General features: G+C 74.5%; 1 protein-coding gene. It reads right to left on the bottom strand.

Annotation, left to right across the window (positions count from 1 at the left end; genetic code table 11):
* Window positions 1-22: 22 nt before the first annotated feature.
* On the bottom strand, window positions 23-20,833 hold the full coding sequence (locus IE278_RS42025) for a non-ribosomal peptide synthase/polyketide synthase (RefSeq protein WP_189767908.1): 20,811 nt from the start codon (window positions 20,831-20,833) through the stop codon (window positions 23-25).
* Window positions 20,834-20,843: the final 10 nt, after the last annotated feature.

Below are 20,843 nucleotides of genomic sequence, written 5' to 3'. Positions count from 1 at the left end.
GGGTCCCCGGGTCGGTGTGGGGTCAGAGGCTCTCCCTGGCGTGCCGGGCGATGTGGTTCAGTGCCTCGGCGAAGTCCTCGGCGACGCGGCGCACGGTCGCCGGGTCGGAGGTCCCGGAGTGGTGGTGCCAGGTGAAGGCGAAGCGTCCGTCCCGCACCGCGCCGACCACCTCCAATGGATGCGATCCGCCGTCCCGGGGGTCGTGGTCCTGGCCGAAGGAGCCGTGCTCGGTACGCACGAGGCCGTCGTCGTCCTCGGCGGCGGGGCGGGCGTCCCACTGGCCGAGGTAGTTGAAGACCACCTGCCCGTGTGCGGCCGTGCCGAGCCGTTCGCGTACCTCGGGCGGCCCGAAGGTGCGCAGGGCGCCGAAGCCCAGCCCGTTGCCGGGTACGGAACGCAGTTGGCGGCGTACCGCCTTCACCAGGGAACGCCAGTTCCGGGCGGGTCCGGGGCGGTCGGGTTCGGAGATCTGGAGGACGACCGGGTGGATGGTGGTGAACCAGCCCACCGTGCGGGAGAGGTCCACGTCGTCGAGCAGGTCCTCGCGGCCGTGCCCTTCGAGGTCCAGGCGGACGCGTTCGCTTCCGGTCCAGCGGGCCAGCGCCAGGGCCAGCGCGGCCAGCAGGACGTCGTTGACGCGGGTGCGGTAGGCGGCCGGCGCGGCTCGCAGCAGTGACTCCGTGTCCTCCTCCCCCAGTTCGACGGTGAACGAGCCGGCCTCCCGCGGGGCCGACCGGTCGGGCGCGGCCGGGAGTTGTCCGGCGGTCACGGCCTCCTCCCAGTAGGGCAGTTCGTGGTCCAGGCCGCCGTCGGCGACATGCCCGGCGAGTTTGTGGGCCCAGTCGCGGAACGAGGTGGTGCGCTCCCCCAGGTGGACGGGCTCGCCGCGCACGGCCTGCCGGTAGGCGACCTCCAGGTCGTCGGCGAGGATCCGCCAGGACACCGCGTCCACGACCAGGTGGTGGGCGACCAGGAGGAGGAAGGCCGTCCCTTCTCCCTGGCCGGCCTCGGCCCCGTCCGCGGTCTCGTCCGCGGTCCTGTCCGCGGTCCTGTCCGCGGTCCTGTCCGCGCCCGCGCCGGTGAACAGGGCTGCCCGCAGCAGCGGGCCCCGGCCCAGGTCGAAGCCGGTGTGCAGCTCGTCGGCGGCCTTCTTCATGGCCGCGTCCGCCTCCTCCGTCGGCAGGCTCGACAGGTCGTACCGGACGAGGAGTTCTCCGTTCTCCCCCGGCGGCGGATTGAACTGGACCCAGCCGTCGGCCTCCTCGGTGAAGCGCATGCGCAGCGCGTCGTGGTGTTCCAGCAGCGCGTCCAGCGCGGTGCCCAGAGCTGCGAGGTCGGGCGCACCGTCGAGTTCCAGCAGTGCCGACTGGTTGAAGTGGGTGTGGTCGGCGCGCGGTGTGCTGAGGAACCACTCCTGGATCGGAGTGAGGGGCACCGCGCCGGTCGCCGGGCCGTCGCCGGTGTGCTGGGGAGCGGTACCGACGACGGTGGCCAGCTCGGCGACGGTCTGGTGGGTGAACAGGTCCCGGGTGGCCAGGTGCAGGCCCTCGCGGCGCAGCCGGGACACCACCTGCATGCTCAGGATCGAGTCACCGCCGAGGACGAAGAAGTTGTCGTCCACGCCGATGTCCGCCACGCCGAGGACGTCGGTCCAGACCTGGGCGATACGGCGTTCGGTGTCGTTACGGGGCGCGGTGCGCGGGCCGGCCGCGACGGCGGTGTGCGCGGGACCGGGTGCGGGCAGGGCGCGCCGGTCCGTCTTCCCGTTGGGGGTCAGCGGCAGCCGCTCCAGCGGCACGAACACGGCCGGCACCATGTGCGGGGGCAGCAGCCCGGCGAGGTCTTCGCGCAGCGCGGCGATCGGCAGCCCTTGCACGACACCATCACCATCGGCATCGGCATCGGCATCGGCATCGGCATCGGCTCCGGCGCCCGCTCCCGCTCCCGCTCCGGCTCCGGCTCCGGCTCCGGCTCCGGCGTCACCGTTCGCGGGGACGACATAGGCCACCAACCGCCCGTGGCCGTCCGATGGTTGACCGTCCGGGCCGTCGGTTCGTACCACGACCACCGCGTCGCGCACATGCGGGCTGCGGCGCAGCGCGCTCTCCGTCTCCCCCGGTTCGATACGGAAGCCGCGCAGCTTGATCTGGTCGTCCGCGCGGCCGACGAAGCGCAGTTCGCCGTCGGCGCCCCAGCGCACCAGGTCGCCTGTGCGGTACATGCGTTCCCCTGCCGCGCCGAACGGGTCGGCGACGAACCGCCGGGCGGTCAGGCCCGGGCGGTGGAGGTAGCCGCGGGCCAGTCCCGGTCCCGCCACGTACAGTTCGCCGGTCACGCAGGGCGGGACGGGCCTCAGGGCGGCGTCGAGGGCGTACACCCGGGTGGCGCCGGCTGGGCGGCCGATCGGCGGTGCGCCGCCCTCCGGGCTCAGCGGGCCGGTCCAGGTGGCGACGACGGTGGCCTCGGTGGGCCCGTAGGAGTTGATCATCCGGCGGCCGGGTGCCCACCGCTCCACGAGATCGGCCGGGCATGCCTCGGCGCCGACGATCAGGGTGCGCAGATGCGGCAGGTGCCCGGCGCTCTCCGGTGCCACGGTGGCCAGCGCGGCCGGCGGGATGAGGGTGTGGCTGATGCGGCGCTCGGCGAGCACCTGGGCCAACCGTTCGCCGATCAGCGGCCCTTCCTCCCCGGTGACGAGGGTGGCGCCGCTGAGGAGGGAGACGCACAGTTCGAGGACGGAGGCGTCGAAGCTGGGTGAGGCGAACTGCAGCACCCGGTCGCCCGGACCCGCCGCGTACCGCTCGGCGGCGGCCGCGGCGAAGCCCGCGAGGCCCCGGTGCGTCACCGCGACGCCCTTCGGGGTCCCGGTGGACCCGGAGGTGTAGATGACGTACGCGGGATGGTCGGGGGTGAGCGCGGTGGTGCGGTCGGCGTCGGTGGGCGCGGCGGCCCAGGTCGCCACTGCCTCCGCACTCCCCGCGCCCCCCGAGTTCTCCGCGCTCTCCGCTGTCTTCCCGAGCCCCGCTGTCCCCGCTATCCCTCCTGTCCCTGCTACCTCCGCTATCTCCGCCGGGTCGTCCAGGACCACCCGGGCGCCCGCGTCGCGGATCATGAACTCCCGGCGCTGTGGCGGGTAGTTCGGGTCGACCGGCAGGAACGCGGCGCCCGCCTTGGCGACGGCGAGCTGCGCCACCACCGTCTCGGCGGCGCGGGGCAGGGCGAGGGCCACGACGTCCTCGGGACCGACCCCGCGGGCGATCAGCCGGCGCGCGAGCCGGCCGGCGGCGCGGTCGAGTTCGGCGTAGGACAGCTGCCGTCCGGTGTCCTCCAGCGCCACGGCGTCGGGGGTGGCGGCCACCTGCCGCTCGAACAGTTCGGGCAGGGTCGCCACCGGTACCGGCCTGGCCGTGCCGCGCCCCTGCTCCAGCAGGGCCTTCAGTTCCGCGTCGGAGGCGAGCGGCAGGGCGCCGAGAGAGCGGTGCGGGTCGTCCGCCACGGCGGTCAGCAGCGTGGCGAGCTGATCGGCGAGGTGCTCGGCCGTGGCCGCGTCGAACAGGTCGGTGTTGTAGGTGAGCAGCCCGTCCAGCGCGCCGGAGTCCGTCTCGGCGAACTCCAGGGTGAGGTCGAACGCCGCGTGCTGGAGCTCCGTCTCGACGGCGGACACCTCCAGGTCCGGTAGGTCGAGGCCGGCGGCCGGGGTGTTCTGCAGGACGACCATGACCTGGAAGAGCGGGGTGCGGCTGGTGTCCCGTACCGGTCGTACCTCGTCCACCACCTGCTCGAACGGCACCTCCTGATGCGCGAAGGCGTCCAGTACGGTCCGCCGTACGTCGTCCAGGAAGTCGGTGAAGGGACGTTCGGGGTCGACCCGCGACCGCAGTACGAGGGTGTTGACGAAGAAGCCGATCAGGTGCTGGATCTCGGCTTGGTCCCGGCCCGAGGTGACCGTGCCGACCGTGACGTCCTGGCTGCCGCACAGCCGGGCGAGGAAGGTCTGGGCGGCGGCGACCAGCGTGGTGAAGAGGGTCGCTCCCCTGTCCCTGCCCACCTGTCCGAGACGGCGTGCGACGCCGGACGGCAGGGTCAGCCGGGCGCTCGCGCCGGACCGGGTGCGCAGCGGTGGGCGGGGCCGGTCGGTGGGCAGGTCCAGCGGCTCGATGTCCGCCAACTGCTCCTTCCAGTAACCCAGTTGCTGTTCACTTCCGCCGGTGGTGCGCTGCCAGTGGGCGTAGTCGGCGTACTGGACGGGCAGCGGCGGCAGCGGCTCGGTGGCCGCGTCCAGTTCGGCCCGGTAGAGGTGGGCGAGATCGCCGGTGAGGACGGCGGTCGACCAGCCGTCAGTGACGATGTGGTGCAGCGTGAGCGTCAGAACGTGCTCGTCGTCGGCCAGCCGGATCAGGCCGGTCCGCAGCAGGGGGCCCTCGCGCAGGTCGAAGGGGAGGGCGCGGTCGGCCGTGAGCCGCTTCTCCAGCCGGGCCACGCGGTCGCCCTCCGGCAGCTCGGACAGGTCGTGGAGCGGCAGCGGTACCTCTCGCGGCGGCCGGACGATCTGTACGCCCCTGCCGTCCACCGTGTCGAAGGTGGTGCGCAGCGACTCGTGCCGGGTCACCAGCTTGCGCAGGGCCGCCGCGAGGGCCCCTGTGTCGAGCCGGCCGCGCAGGCGCAGCGCCAGGGCGGTGACGTACTCGGTGCCGCCCGGCGCGAACTCCTCCAGGAACCAGAGGCGTTGCTGCGCGTACGACATCGGTGCCGTCGCGTCCCGGGCCACCGGCACGATGACGGGGCGTTCCTCGTCCGCGGTCCGGTCCCCGGTGAGCAGTTCGGCGAGCCCGGCTGGCGTCGGGTGGGTGAACACGGCCCGCGGCGAGAGGGTGGTGCCGAACTCCTCGGCCAGGCGGGAGGCCAGTCGGATGCTGAGGATGGAGTCGCCGCCCAGTGCGAAGAAGTCGTCCTCCACGCCCGGCGGCCGGCCGCCCAGCACGTCGGCGAAGACCTCGGCGGTACGGCGTTCGGCCTCCGTACGCGGTGCGGTCCGTGTGCCCCGCCCGGGACCGGCGTCCGCCTCCGGAGCCGGGAGGGCGGCGTGGTCCACCTTGCCGTTGCCGCTCAGTGGGAGGGCCGTCAGCGCGACGAACGCGGAGGGCACCAGGTAGTCGGGCAGCGTGCGGCGGGCGTACGCGCGCAGCTCGTCCGGGTCGTCCCCGGCCGGACCGACGACGTAGGCGACCAGCCGGCGGGCACCGGGGCGGTCCTCGCGGGCGACCACCGCCACGTCCGCGACGCCGGGGTGGGGCGCCAGCGCGGCGGCCACCTCGCCGGGCTCCACCCGGAAGCCGCGGATCTTGACCTGGTCGTCGGCGCGGCCCAGGAACTCGACCGTGCCGTCCTCTCGGCGGCGGGCCAGGTCACCCGTGCGGTACATCCGGGCGCCGGGCGGTCCGAGGGGGTCGGCGAGGAAGCGGCGTGCGCTCTCACCGGGGCGGCCCAGGTAGCCGCGGGCCACGCCCTCGCCCGCGATGTACAGCTCTCCCGCGCAGCCCGGCGGGACGGGGCGCATCCGCGCGTCCAGGACGTGGACCCGTTTGTCGTCGAGGGGCCGGCCGACGGGGACGGTGTCGGGGACGGCCGCCGCGTCGTCGAGGGCGTGGGAGGTGGCGAAGGTGGTGGTCTCGGTCGGTCCGTAGCCGTCCACCACGGTCAGGCCGGGGCAGGCGGCCAGTACCCGTCGTACGGCCGCCGCGGGGACCACGTCGCCGCCGGTCCACACCTGGCGCAGGCCCGCGAAGGAGTCCGGCGAGTCCTGCGCCAGCAGCCGGAAGAGACCGGCCGTCAGCCAGATGGACGTCAGACCGGCGGCGCTCTCCGCGGTCCGCCCGATGCCCTCGGCGTGCGCGGCGTCACCGATGGGGTCGGCCTGTTCGTCGCCCGCGGTGCGCGCGCCCGTTCCGGTCAGCCGACGCAGCAGGGCCGCGTCCACCGTCTCCCCGGGGGCCACGACCACGCAGCCACCGGTCAGCAGGGGCGCCCACACCTCGAAGGTGGCGGCGTCGAACGCGACCGGTGAGTGCAGCAGGACGCGGGCGCACACGCCGTCGGTGAAGCGGCTGTCCGTGGCCAGCGAGGCCACGTCACGGTGGCGTACCGCCACGGCCTTGGGCAGACCGGTGGACCCGGAGGTGAACATGACGTAGGCCAGCCGGTCGGGATCCGCCGACACGCTCGCCGTTCCCGTCAGGGGGGCCGGTCCGAACCCCGGTTCCGCCAGGGGGGCGTGGCGCGCCGCCGTGACGTCCTCGGCCGTGAGGCGGGCGCTGACGTTCGCCTGCGCGAGCATGGTCCTGCGGCGTTCCTCGGGGGCGCGGGCGTCCACCGGTACGTAGGCGCCGCCCGCTTTGAGGACCGCGAGCTGGGCGACGACGAGTTCGGCGCAGCGGTCCATGAGCAGGGCCACCCCGTCCTCGGGGGCGAGGCCGTCGGCGAGCAGCCGGGACGCCACCCGGTCGGACCAGTCGGCGAGTGCGCGGTAGGTCAGCCGCCGGTCGCCGTCCTCCAGGGCGGGCGCGTCCGGGGTGCGGCGGGCCTGCTCGGCGAACAGGTCCACCGGGCTGCGCGGCTTTGACCGTCGGGCGGTGGTGTTCCACCGCTCCAGCAGTCGCCGGTCCTCGGCGGTGAGCGGATCGAGATCGCCGACCTCGCCGTCGAAACCGCCGATGCCGCCGATGCCGCCGATGCCGCCGGCGAACCGCGTGAGCAGGGTGGCCAGGCGAGCCGTCGCCCGTTCCACCGTGCCGCGGTCGAAGAAGGCGGGGTCGTAGGCCAGGTCGAAGCCGAGCCGGTCGCTCAGATGGGCGCGCAGGCACAGCGGGAAGGTGGTCGCGTCGTCGGCGCGTACCTCGGCCACGCCGACACCCGTCCGGGCGGTGGCCGATTCGTCGACCGGGTAGTTCTCGAACACGACCATGCTGTCGAACAGGGCCTGTCCTGCGGGGACTTCGGTCAGCGCCTGGATACGGGCGAGGGAGAGGAAGTCGAAGCGCCGGTCCTCGCTCTGCGCCTCCTGAAGGCCGCGCAGCCAGGGCAGCACGCCGCCGCCCCGGACCCGTACCCGGGTGGGCACGGTGTTGATGAACATGCCGATCATCGTGTCGACGCCGGGCAGTTCGGCGGGCCGGCCGGAGACGGTTGTACCGAACACGACGTCGTCGCGCCCGCTGTAGCGGGCCAGCAGCAGCGCCCAGGCCGCCTGGACGACGGTGTTGACGGTCAGTCCGGCGCGGGCCGCCGTCTCGCGCAGCCGCCGTGACACCTCGTCGTCCAGCTCCCGGTGGACGGACTCGGCGGAGCGGGCCCGGTGGGCCTCGGCGGGGGTGCGGTCGTACGGCAACGGGGTGCGCTCGGTGACCCCGGCGAGGGTGTCGGACCAGTGGCGTTCGGCCGCTCCCTCGTCCTGTTCCCGCAGCCAGCGCACGAAGTCCGCGAACGGCCGCCGCACGGGCGGTGCGCTGTCCTGGCCGCCGGTGAGCGCGGCGTACCGCTCGCAGACCTCGGTGAGCAGCTGTCCGGTGCTCCAGCCGTCGAGGATGAGGTGGTGGGAGGACCACAGCAGCAGGACCTCGTCACCGGGCAGCGCGGCCAGGGTGATCCGGGTGAGCGGCGCCCTGGTCAGCTCCATGCCCGCCGCCCGGTCCTCGGCGAGCAGCCGCTCCGTGGCGGCGGCGCGCTCCGCGCCGGTCAGGGTCCGCCAGTCCAGGTGGGTGACGGGCAGTTCCACGTGGTGGCGGACGACCTGGACGGGGTGCGGCAGGCCCTGCCAGTGGACGTCGGTGCGCAGCACCGGGGTGCGGTCGGCGACCTGCTGCCAGGCCGTCGCGAAGGCCTTCGGGTCGGCCACTCCGGTCAGCCGTACGGCCGTACGGTCGAAGTAGGCCCCGGCGGTGTCGACCAATCCGTGGAAGAGCATGCCGGACTGCAGGGGTGTCAGCGGCAGGACGTCGGCCACGTGCCGTCCGTCGCCCACCAGCCGGTCGAGCTGCTGCTGGGAGAGGCCGGCGAGGGGGAAGTCGGAGGGGGTGCGGCCGCCCGCGTCCGGCTGCGCGCAGTGGGCCACGATATCGCGGAGCGCCGCGCACATCTGCTCGGCCAGGTCCCGCACGGTGGACTCGTCGTATACGGCCGCCGGATAGGTCCAGCCGAGTTCGAGCCGTCCGTCCTGGACCACGCCCGTGATGTCCAGCAGGTAGGGCCGGGCCTCGTCCGGGTCGGTGTCACGGCCGGCGGGCGCGAGCGCCGCCCGGTACAGACCGTCCTCGGTGCCGCTGCCCGCGTCCCAGCGGCCGTGGTAGTTGAAGCCGACCCGAGGGTGGGGGGTGTCGGCGAGCGGGCTGTCCGGCAGGAGGTGGCGCAGGGCGCCGTGGCTGAGGCCGTGCAGCGGCACCGCGCGCAGCTGCTCCTTGACCGAGCGCAGGGTGGCGCGCCAGTCGGCGTCGGGTGCGACGGTCAGGGCGAGGGGGAACTCGGCGGTGAACCAGCCGACGGTCCGGGACAGGTCCACGTCGTCGAACAGGTCCTCCCTGCCGTGCCCCTCCACACCGACGAGGACCGTGTCACGGCCGCACCAGCGGGCCAGCGTGCGGCCCAGCGCGCTGAGCAGCACGTCGTTGACCTGGGTGCGGTAGACCTCGGGGACCCGGCGCAGCAGCGCCTCGGTCTCCTCCGCCGCCAGCGCCACGGTGACGGTGGCGGCGGTGCCGTGGGTGTTGGGTCCGGGCCGGCCGGCGGGCAGGTCGGCGGGCGCCGCGGCGGTACGGGTCCAGTGGGCCATGTCGGCGTCCAGGGCACCGGAGCGCGTGTGCTGCTCCAGCCGCTGCGCCCAGCGGCCGTACGAGGTGCCGGCCGGGGGGAGTTCGACGGACTGCCCGGCCTCGGCTGCCCGGTGTGCGGCCTCCAGGTCGGCGAGCAGGATGCGCCACGAGACGCCGTCGACGACCAAGTGGTGCACGGTGAAGAGTAGTTGGGCGGGGCGCTCCGGGCCCCGGTCGAAGAGCAGGACGCGGACGACCCGCCCCTCGGTGGGATCGAGCGCCCTCTGTGCGGCGTCCGCGGCGCGCTGCACCTGCGTCTCCAGCTCCAGGGCGTCCAGGTGGGACGTGTCGTAGCACGTGAACACGGCGTGCGGTGCCTGCGGCAGCACCTGCTGGCGCCAGCCGTCCTCGGTGTGCCGGAAGCGGGTCCGCAGGGCCGGATGACGGGCCACGAGGGCGTCGACCGCCCGGTCGAGCGCCGACAGGTCGGTGCCGACGGCCAGTTCGAGTCGCTGGGTCATGGTGAAGCGCACCGCGTCACCGGGGCGCCGGTGGTCGAGGTACCAGCGCTGGATCGGCGTCAGCGGGGCCTCGGCGGGCGGGGCGTCGTCCGTGCCGGACGTCGGCCGGGGCGCCGACTCGGTGATGCGCAGGGCGAGTTCTGCGACGGTCTGGTGGCGGAAGACGTCCTTGGTGGTCAGGGCGAGGCCCGCCCGGCGGGCGCGGGAGACGATCTGGATGCTGAGGATCGAGTCGCCGCCGAGCGCGAAGAAGTTGTCCCGGGCGCCGATCCGCTCCACGCCGAGCACCTCGGCCCAGATGGCGGCCAGCCGTTCCTCGGCGCCCGGGCGGGGTGCCATATACGGGCTGCCGCTGTCGGGCTGGGCCGGCGGTGCGGGCAGCGCGCGGCGGTCGGTCTTGCCGCCGCTGGTACGCGGTATGCGGGTCAGCGGCACGAACGCGGCGGGCACCATGTGGTCCGGCAGGGTCCGCCGCAGCCGCACCCGCAGATCGTCGGCGGAGAAGGGTTGCTCCCCGACTGGCTCCCCGGCGGGCACGACGTACGCCACGAGTACGGTGCGCCCGGCGTGTTCGCGGGCGGTCACGGCGGCGTCGGTGACGTCCGGCAGCGCGAGCAGCGCGGCCTCCACCTCGCCGGGTTCGATGCGGAACCCGCGGATCTTGACCTGCTCGTCGACCCGGCCCAGGAACTCCAGCGCCCCTGACAGGGTCCAGCGGGCGCGGTCGCCGGTGCGGTACATCCGCTCCCCCGGCGCCCCGAACGGATCGGCGAGGAAGCGGGCGGCGGTCAGGCCCGGCCGGTTCAGATAACCGCGCGCGACCTGCGCCCCGGCGAGATACAGCTCGCCCGGTACGCCGGGCGGCACCGGGCGCAGGGCGCGGTCGAGGACGTGGGCACGCAGGTTGCGGCCCGGCCGGCCGATGACGGGGCGTTCGCGGTGGTCCGCGCAGCGGCCGTAGACGGCGTCGACGGTCGTCTCGGTGGGGCCGTACATGTTGTACGCGGTGACGCCCAGGTCGGCCTGGGCGGCGCACAGTTCGGCCCAGGTGTCGGGGCCGACCGCCTCACCGCCGACCAGCAGCAGACGGGGGTGGTGGCGGCCGGGGGCGAGGAGTCCGGCAGCGGTGAGTTCCCGGAGGAAGGACGGGGTGACGTTGACCAGGTCGAGTTCCCGCTCGTCGACCTGGGCGCAGAACGCCTCCGGGTCCAGGCGTACGTCCTCGTCGACGAGGTGGACCTCCTGGCCGAGGGCGAGCAGCAGCGGCCCCTCCCAGGAGGTGTCGAAGGAGAAGGAGGCGCTGAGCGAGGCCTTGAGCCGTCGCCCGTCGGAGGTGTGCGGGGCGACGAGCCCTTCCCGGTGGTCGTGGCAGAGGTTGGCCAGGTGGCGGTGTTCCACCGTGACGCCCTTGGGGCGGCCGGTGGAGCCGGAGGTGTAGATGATGTAGGCGGCGTTGTCCGGGTGCAGCGGGGCGAGCCGGTCGGCGTCGGTGGGGTCGTGGGCGGGCAGGTGGTCCCAGGGGACGGCGTCCAGGGTGTCGGCGGTCAGGACCGTGTGCGGCGCGGCGTCCCCGACGAGGTACGCGACGCGCTCCTCGGGCAGGTCCGGGTCGAGGCAGAGCAGGGTGCCGCCCGCCTTGAGCACGGCGAACACGGCCACGACCAGCTCCGAGGTGCGCGGCAGCCGTACGGCGACCACGCGCTCCGGGCCGACTCCCAGCGTGATCAGGTGGTGGGCCAGCCGGTTGGCCCGTTCGTTCAGAGCCGTGAAGGTGAGCGTGCCGTCCCGGGCCACCAGGGCGGTGGCGTACGGGGTGCGGGCCGCCTGGGCCTCGAAGAGGGCGGGGAAGTCGCTGTCGGGCACGGGCAGACGGCCGCCCTGCCAGTCGTCGGTGACCTGCCGTTGTTCGGCGGTCGTCAGCAGCGGCAGCGCGCCGACGTCCCGGCGCGGTTCCGCCACCGCCGCTTCGAGCAGCAACCGCAGCCGGACTGCGAGCCGTTCGGCGGTGGCCGCGTCGAACAGACCGGTGTCGTACTCCAGATAGCCGGTCACGCCGCCGTCGCTCTCGACGAAGTCGAAGGCCAGGTCGTAGGCGGCGTACCGGACCGGGGGCGTGAGCGGTTCGACGTCCACGCCCGGCAGGTCGAGGGTCTCGGCGCCCAGGTTGTGCAGCGCCACCATCACCTGGAACAGCGGGGTGCGGCTGGTGTCCCGCTCGGGCTGGAGGGTGTCCACCAGTTTCTCGAACGGCACGTCCTGGTGGGCGAACGCGTCCAGGACGTTGGCACGCACCCGCTCCAGCAGCGCGCGGAACGACAGTCCGGGCTCCACGCGGTTGCGCAGCACCAGGGTGTTGACGAACATGCCGACCACGTCGTGGAGTTCGGGCCGTTCCCGGCCCGCCGTGACCGTGCCGACGGTGATGTCCTCCTGGTCGGCCCAGCGCGAGAGCAGGACCGTGCAGGCCGTCAGCAGGGTCATGTAGAGGGTGGCGTCGGCCGCGCGGCCCGTCTCCCGCAGCCGTTCGGTGAGCGCGGCGGGGAGGGTGAAGGTCACCAGGGCGCCTGTCCGGTCGCGTACGGCCGGACGCGGCCGGTCGGTGGGCGGCTCCAGGGGGGTGATCCCGTCCAAGGCGGTCCGCCAGTAGGCGAGTTGCGCGTCGACCTCGTCGGTGCGGGCGCGTTGCCAGGCCGCGAAGTCCGCGTACCGCACGGGCAGGTGGGGCAACCGGGGCGCGCGGCTCTCCAGAGCGGCCGTGTACAGCTCGCCCAGGTCCCGGCCCAGCACACCGACCGACCAGCCGTCGGTGACGATGTGGTGGACGGCCAGGACCAGCACGTGCTCGTCCTCGGCCAGGCGCACGAGACGGGCCCGCAGAAGGGGCCCGGCGGCCAGGTCGAAGGGGACGGCCGCCTCGTCCTCCACGAGGGCGTCCAGGCGGTCGCGGGCGCCGGTGAGGTCGTCCAGGGGCAGGTCAACCGGGTACGGCTGGTGCACGATCTGCCGTGCCCGGCCGTCCTGGGGGGCTTCGGCGAACGTGGTGCGCAGCGCCTCGTGCCGGGCGACCAGCCCGTCGAGGGCGGCACGCAGGGCGCCGACGTCGAGCGTGCCGCGCAGGCGCAGCACGGACAGGGTCGTGTACTCGGTGCTGCCCGGCTCGAAGCGGTCGAGGAACCACAACCGCTGCTGCGCGTACGACAGGGGCACCGGGGAGCCGGGGTCCAGGGCCGGGACGACGTCGGCCGGTGCGGTGCCGTTCTGCGCCGGGCCGCCGAGTTCGGCGGCCAGCGCGGACACGGTCGAGTGGGTGAACAGCAGCCGGGGCGAGACCTCCGCGCCGAAGGCGGCACGCAGCCGGGAGACGACCCGGACCGCGAGGATCGAGTCGCCGCCGAGGGCGAAGAAGTCGTCGTCGGCTCCCACCTCGTCGGTGTCGAGGACGTCCGCCCAGGCGGCGGCGACCGCACGCTCGGCGGGCGTGCGCGGCGCGACGCGCCCGGTGTCCGTGGCGAAGCCGTCCGGTCCGGGCGCGGGCAGCGCGCGCCGGTCGAGTTTGCCGTTGACGGTCAGGGGCAGGGCCGCCATCGGCACGTAGGCGGCGGGCACCATGTGCGCGGGCAGCAGCCGCTCCAGGTGGGCACGGAGCTCGGCGGCGGACGGCGGTCCTGCGGCGTCCGACTGTCCGGCGGCGGGCAGCGGTCCGGCGGTATCCGACTGTCCGGCGACAGGCAGCGGTCCGGCCGTGTCCGACTGTCCGGCCGTGTCCGGTTGTCCGCTTCCGACCCGGCGGCCGACGACGTGGGCCACCAGTCGGCGTGTCCCCGAGGCGTCCTCGTACACGCCCACGGCCGCGTCCCCGACGCCCGCGTGGGCGTGCAGGGCGGCCTCGATCTCGCCCGGTTCGATGCGGTAGCCGCGGATCTTCACCTGCTGGTCGGCACGGCCCAGGTACTCCAGCGTGCCGTCGGCACGTCGGCGGGCCCGGTCGCCGGTGCGGTACATCCGCCGGCCCGGCACGCCGAACGGGTCGGCGAGGAAGCGGGTCGCGGTCAGACCGGGCCTTCTCAGATAGCCGCGGGCCAGGCCCTCCCCCGCCACGTACATCTCGCCCACGGCTCCGGTCGGTACGGGGGCCAGGTCGGCGTCGAGGACGTAGATCCGCAGGTCGGGTATGCCGGTGCCGATGGGGCTCGCGGCGCCCGTGCGGGCCGTGGTGCGGTCAAGCGGCTCGTAGGTGACGTGCACGGTGGTCTCGGTGATGCCGTACATGTTGACCAGGCGTGGCGCGGTGTCGGGGTGGTGTGCGTACCACTCGCCGAGCCGGTCGACGTCCAGGGCCTCGCCGCCGAAGACCACGGTGCGCAGGGCGAGCCGTGCGCTGAGTTCAGGGTGTTCGGCGTCGGCCCGGGCCAGTGGGTAGAACGCGGACGGGGTCTGGTTGAGGACCGTGACCCGTTCGTCGGCGAGGAGCCGCAGGAAGTCCTCCGGGGAGCGTGCGGTGTCGTCGGGGACGACGACGAGCCGGCCGCCGTGCAGCAGGGCGCCCCACAGTTCCCAGACGGAGAAGTCGAAGGCGTAGGAGTGGAACAGGGTCCATACGTCGCTCTCGTCGAAGGCGAACCAGTGGCGGGTGCGGCTGAAGAGGCGTACGACGTTGGCGTGCGGGATGACCACGCCCTTGGGGCGGCCGGTGGAGCCGGAGGTGTAGATGGCGTAGGCGGGGCTCTCCGGCAGGGGCCGGTGGGCGGGCGCGGGTCCGCCGGCGGGGCGGCGGGCGAGGTCGGCCCGTACGTCGGGGGCGTCCAGGACGAGGAGCGGGACGCCCGTTCCCCGCACGCGTCCGGCGGCCTCCGTGGTCGTCACCAGGGTCACCGGGGCGGTGTCGTCCAGGAGATGGGCGACGCGTTCGGCTGGCAGCTTCGGGTCGACGGGCAGATAGGCGGCGCCCGTCTTGAGGACGGCGAGGACCGCCACGACGAGGTCGGTGGAGCGGGGCAGGGCGAGGGCCACGTACCGCTCGGGTCCCGCGCCTGCCTCGGCCAGCCGGTGGGCGAGGCGGCCGGCCGCCGCGTCGAGCGTGGCGTAGTCGAGGCGGTCGGTCCCGCAGGTGACGGCGAGGGCGTCGGGGGTGCGGGCGGCCTGCGCCTCGAACAGGTCCACCAGGGTGTCCGTCGGCCGGCCGTGCTCGGTGCCGTTGAAGTCGACCAGCACGCGGCGCCGTTCCTCGGCGGTCGTCCGGGCCAGGGCGCGCAGTTGCCGCTCCGGGTGCTCGGCGATCTCCGTGAGGAGCAGGCGGAGGCGGTCGGCCAGCGCCCGGACGGTGTCGGCGTCGAAGAGTCCGGGGTCGTAGGCCAGGTCGAAGCCGAGCCGTTCGCCCTGGTAGGCGCGCAGGACGAGGGGGTAGTTGGTGGCGTCCCGGGAGGTGACGTCCACCAGCCGCACCCCGGAGCCGGAGGTGCGGGCCGCGTCGAAGGGGTAGTTCTCGAAGGCGACCATGCTGTGGAAGAGCGGGGTGCCGGACGGCACATCGCTCAGCGCGGTCAGCTCGGCCAGGGAGGCGGCGGCGAACCGCCGTGACTCGGCCTGTACGTCCTGGAGTTCGCGCAGCCAGGCGGCGGCCGGGCGGTGGCCGTCGACGTGGACGCGGGTGGGCACGGTGTTGATGAACATGCCCACCATCGACTCCACACCGGGCAGTTCGTCGGGGCGCCCGGAGACGGTGGTGCCGAACACCACGTCCCGCTCGGCGCTGTGGCGGGCCAGCAGCAGCGCCCAGGCACCCTGGACGACGGTGTTCACGGTCAGCCCGGCGTCGCGCGCTGTGCGGGCCAGGGTCGCGGACACCGTGTCGGACAGCTCGGCCGTGTGGACGTCCGCCGACCGGCTCTCGTGCGTCCCGGTCAGGGACCGGTCGACAGGCAGCGGCGTGGGAGAGGCGAAGCCGCCGAGCGTCTCCCGCCAGTGCGTGCGCGCGGCCTCGGCGTCCTGGTCGGCCAGCCAGCGCACGTAGTCGGCGAAGGACCGGCGCACGGGCGGGTTCGCGTCGGCGCCGACAGTGAGCGCCGCGTACTCCTCGCACACCTCCGTGAGCACCTGGGCCAGGCTCCAGCCGTCGAGGATGAGGTGGTGGGAGGTCCACAGCAGGTGCAGCCGGGCGTCGGGCAGCCGGACGAGGGTGAGTCGCATGAGGGGCGCCGAGGCGAGGTCGATGCCTTGGGCGAGGTCGTCGGCGCGGAGCCGGTCCAGGCGTTCGGCGCGCTCGCCCGGGTCCACGCCCCGCCAGTCGTGGTGGGTGACCGGCACGCGTACGTCCCGGTGGACGACCTGGAGGGGGACGGGCACGTCCTGCCACACGACCGAGGTCCGCAGCGCGGGTGTCCGGTCGATGACCCGCTGCCAGGCCAGGCCGAACGTGTGCGGGTCGGCGACACCGTCCAGCAGCAGGGCGGCCTGGTCCACGTACACGTCGTCGGCACCGCCGACCAGGCGGTGGAAGAGCATGCCCTCCTGGAGCGGGGTGAGCGGGAGCAGGTCCTCGACCGCCCGGCCGTCCCCGACGAGCCGGTCCACGGCGGCCTGGTCCAGCCGGGCGAGGGGGAAGTCGGAGGGGGTGCGGCCGCCCGCGCCGGGGCGGGCGCAGTGCTCGGCTATCGCGGCCAGCGCCGCCACCATGCCCTGCGCCAACTCCCTTACGGTGTCCGCCTCGTGGGCCTGGTCGCTGTAGTGCCAGGTGATCTCCAGTTCGCCGTCGGCGACCACGGCGGAGATGTCGAGCAGGTGGTCGAGGGGTTCGTCGGCGGCCATGTCCCGGCCGGGCACTTCGGCGGCCGGTGCGAAGTCGGCTCCCGCGGTGGTGTCCCACTGCCCGTGGTAGTTGAAGCACACCTGGGGCAGCGGCAGTTCGCGCAGGGCACGGGCGGCCGGGTCGGGTGAGCCCAGGCGTGCGAGCGCCTCGTAGCTCAGTCCGCGCCGGGGCACGGCCCGCAGCCGTTCCTTGACGGCCTTCAGCGTGCCGCCCCAGTCGGGTGCGTCCGGCGTACCGGCCGGGGTGAGGGTGACGGGGTACTGGGAGGTGAACCAACCCACCGTGCGGGACAGGTCCACGTCCCCCGGGACCAGGTCCTCGCGCCCGTGGCCCTCCAGGGCGACGGTCACCCGCCCGGCACCCGTCCAGTCGGCGAGGACCCTGCTCAACGCGCCGAGCAGGACGTCGTTGACCTGCGTGCGGTAGGCGGCGGGCACCCGGCGCAGCAGCGCCTCGGTGGTGGCGCGGTCCACTCGGGTGCGGACGGTGCGCACGGTTCCGGCGAGCGGGGTTCCCGGGCGGTCCACCGGCAGCGGGGTACGGGGCCGGGCGGCCTCTGTGGTCCAGTACGGCAGGTCGTCGTCCAGGTCGCCGGACCGTGCCAGGTGGGAGAGGTGCGCGGCCCAGTCGGTGAACGCCGTTGCCACGGGCTCCAGTTGGATGGCTTCGCCCGCCGCTGCCTGCCGGTAGGCCCGCTCCAGGTCCGTGAGCAGGATCCGCCAGGACACGCTGTCCACGGCCAAGTGGTGTGCGGTGACGAACAGTTGGGGGCGCTCACCGGGCGGGGGCTGGAGCAGTGCGGCGCGCAGCAGGGCGCCGGTCGCCGGGTCGAGAGCGGCACGGGCGGTGTCGGCGGCCACGAGGCGGGCCGCCGTGAGGTCCACGGCGCCGGACAGGTCGTGCCGGGTCAGCAACCCGGTGACCGGCCCCTCGCCGGGGTGCTGCCGCCATACGCCATCGGTGTCGCCGGTCTCGCCGGTTTCGGTGGTCGCGGCGGTGTCGCCGGTCTCACCCGTCCCGGCGGTCCCGGCGGTCCCGGCGGTCGCGCTGTCCTCGCCGCCCTCGACACCCTCGCCGCTACGGGCGTAGCGCGTGCGCAGTGCCGGGTGGTGGGCGGCCAGCGCTTCCACGGCGCGTTCCAGGGCGGGTTCGTCGACGTCGTACGGCAGGTCGAGCAGCATCGACATGCTGAAGGGCCGCAGACGGCCGTCCCGGTCGCCGTGGGTGGCGGCGTACCACTCCTGGACCGGCGTCAGCGGGGCGGGCCCGTCCGCGCCCGGTCGGCGGTGCGCGGGCGTCTCGGCGGTGCGCGGGGACGCGGCGGCGGCCAGATCGGCGACGGTCTGATGGCGGAAGACGTCCCGCGAGGTCAGCTGCAGGCCGGCCGCGCGGGCGCGGGAGACGGCCTGGATGCTGAGGATGGAGTCGCCGCCGAGTTCGAAGAAGTTGTCGGTGACGCCCACGCGCGTGACACCCAGCACCTCGGCCCAGATACCGGCGAGCGTCTCCTCGTCGGGGGTGCGCGGTGCGACGAACTCCCGCTCGCGCGGGCCCGCTTCGAGGTCGGGGGCGGGCAGCGCGCGGCGGTCCAGCTTGCCGCTGGTGGTCAGGGGCAGCGCGTCGAGCACGGTGAACGACGACGGCACCATGTGCTCGGGCAGGACGCGCAGGCAGGCGGCCCGCAGCGACGCGGCGGCGGGCCGTTCGGCGCCCGCGGCCGGTACGACGTAGGCAGCGAGCCGCAGTTGGCCGTGCGCGTCGGGGAGCGCGACGACCGCGGCGCCGGTGAGGTCCGGCAGGTCCAGGAGGGCCGCCTCCACCTCGCCCGGCTCGATGCGGTGGCCGCGTACCTTCACCTGGTCGTCGGCGCGCCCGAGGTAGTCCAGGCGTCCGTCGGCGGTCCAGCGGGCCAGGTCGCCCGTGCGGTACATCCGGGTTCCGGGCGGGCCGAACGGGTCGGCGAGGAAGCGCGCGGCGGTCAGCCCGGCCCGGCCCGCGTAACCGCGGGCCACCTGCTCGCCCGCCAGGTACAGCTCGCCGCCGACGCCGGGCGGCACCGGCTGGAGGCGGTCGTCCAGGACGTACGCACGGACGTTGGGCAGTGGCCGGCCCACCAGCGGACGCCCGTCGCCCTCGATACGGCAGGCCAGGGCGTCGACCGTGCACTCGGTGGGCCCGTAGAAGTTGTACGCGGCCACGCCCCGGTGTCCGGCCAGTTCGCGCCACAGGCCGGGGCCGATCGGCTCGCCGCCGAGCATCAGGACGCGCGGGTGGTGGCGCGGGTCGGTGAGCAGTCCGGCGGGCAGCAGTTGGCGCAGGTAGGAGGGGGTCAGGTCGAGAAAGTCGACGCGGTGCTCGACGACGTACTCGACCAGCGCGGCGGGGTCGAGCCGGGTCGTCTCGTCGACCAGGTGCAGCGAGTGGCCGTCGGCCATCAGCAGCACGCCCTCCAGCGAGGTGTCGAAGGAGAACGACGCGGTCAGCGCCACGCGCAGCGGCCCGCCGCCCGCGTCGGCGACGAAACCCTCGCGGTGGGCGGCCAGCAGATGGGCGAGCGAGCGGTGCGTGACGGCGACGCCCTTGGGGCGCCCGGTGGAGCCGGAGGTGTAGATGACGTACGCGGTGGTGTCCGGGTCCGGCGGTGCGGCCGTCGGACCGGTCTCCGGCGGGACAGCGCCCCCGGGCCCCGATACGGACCCTGTCCCTGCCGACCCTGTCCCGGAGCCGGAGCCGGACCCTGTCCCGGAACCGGAGCCGGAGCCTGTCCCGGAACCGGAACCGGAACCGGAACCGGAACCGGCGCCAGAGCCAGAGCCAGAGCCAGAGCCAGAGCCAGAATCGGGCCCTGGCCAGGGCCCGCCTTCCGCCGCCTCGCGCCGCGCCGCCTCGTCCAGCGCCGCCTCGCGCAGCGCCGCCTCGTCCAGGACCAGTGCCGGCCGGGCGTCGTCGAGCAGGAACCTGACGCGCTCCTCGGGCAGGGCGGGGTCCAGGGGCAGATAGCCCGCGCCGGACTTCCAGACGGCGAGGATCGCCACGATCATGTCGGCGGTGCGCGGCAGCCGCAGCGCGACCAGGCGTTCGGGGCCGGCGCCCCGGGCGACGAGGTGGTGGGCGAGCCGGTCGGCGCGGGCGTTGAGCGTCGCGTAGTCGAGGCGGTCCTCCCCGGCGACCAGCGCGGTGGCGTGCGGTGTGCGCTCCGCCTGCCGTGCGAACAGCTCGGGGCAGGTGACGGCGGGCACGGCCAGCGCGGTGGCGTTCCACTCCTCCGTGATCCGCCGGGCCTCGTCCGGGCCGAGCAGGGGCAGCGCGCCCAGCGGTCGGTCCGGCAGGGTCGCGGCGCCTTCCAGAGTGCGGAGGAGCTGGTCGGTCATCCGTTCCGCGGTGGCCGTGTCGAACAGGTCGGTGCGGTACTCCAGCAGGCCCGTCAGGCCGTCCCCGTCGGGGACGAACTCGACGCTGAGGTCGAAGGTGGCCGCCCGCCGGGGCACGGCGACCGGGGAGGCGGTCAGCTCGCGCAGGGCGGGGGCGGCGGGCGGGACCGGGTGGAGGAGGACCATGACGTCGAAGAGGGGGTTGCGGCCCGGCTCGCGGGTCGCGCCCACGGCCTCCACCAGCCGCTCGAACGGTGTGTCGCCGTGCGCGAAGGCGTCGTTGACGGTGGTCGCGGCGGCCCCGAGCAGATCGCGGAAGGAGCCGCCCATGTCCACGGGTGTGCGCAGGACGACGGTGTCGGCGAAGAAGCCGACGGTGCGTTCCAGGTCGGTGCGGGAGCGGCCCGGGGTGAGGGAGCCGACGGTGATGTCGTCCTGCCCGGACCAGCGGGCCAGCAGCGCCTGGCAGCCCGCGACCAGGGAGGTGAACAGGGTGGTGTGCTGCTCGGCCGCCAGTTCCCGCAGCCGGGCGGTGGTCCGCGCGGGCACGGTGAAGGCGCGTACGGCGCCCGCGCCGGACTCCTCTCCGTCACGGGGGTGGTCCAGCGGCAGCCGCGACGCGACCGCTCCCGACAACTGGTCTTTCCAGTATTCGAGTTGGCGCTCCAGGCGAGGGCCGGAGAGCTGTTCGCGCTGCCACGCCGCGAAGTCCGGGTACTGCGTCGCCACCGGCTTCAGCTCCGGCGTCGTACCGCCGGCCAGGGCGTCGTAGGCGGTGCACAGTTCCTCCAGCACGATCCCCATCGACCAGCCGTCGGTGATGATGTGATGGGCCGTCAGCAGCAGGGTGTGCGCGGTGTCCGTCTCGCGCAGGAGCAGGGCCCGCAGCAGTGGCCCCGCGCCCAGCTCGAAGGGACGCTCGTACTCCGCGAGCAGTGCCGACTCCAGCGCGTACGAGGGCGTGTCGGTCACCGGGAGCGGTACCGGGGCCGGCGGTCGTACCGTCTGCGCGGGCCGTCCGTCGCTCTCCTCGAAGGTGGTGCGCAGCGCCTCGTGGCGCTCGACGACGGTGTCCAGGGCGCGGGAGAGGGCCGTGTGGTCCAGCGGGCCGGTCAGGCGCAGGGCGACGGCGCTGTTGTAGCGGGCGTCGCCGGGGCGCAGCCGGTCCAGGAACCACAGCCGCTGCTGGGCGAAGGACAGGGGCAGCGGCCGGGTGCGGTCGGCGTGCGGGATGCCCGGGCGGGCGGTGGCGGCCCGGCCTGCGAGGCGGCGGCGCATCGCCTCCTGGAGGTCCTGGGGCAGTGCCGAGGTGCGGTCTCGCTTCGAAGACGTCATGGTCTGCCGG

This window comes from Streptomyces tauricus (assembly GCF_014650955.1).
Taxonomy (GTDB): domain Bacteria; phylum Actinomycetota; class Actinomycetes; order Streptomycetales; family Streptomycetaceae; genus Streptomyces; species Streptomyces tauricus.
This window is presented reverse-complemented; position numbering and strand designations above follow the sequence as displayed.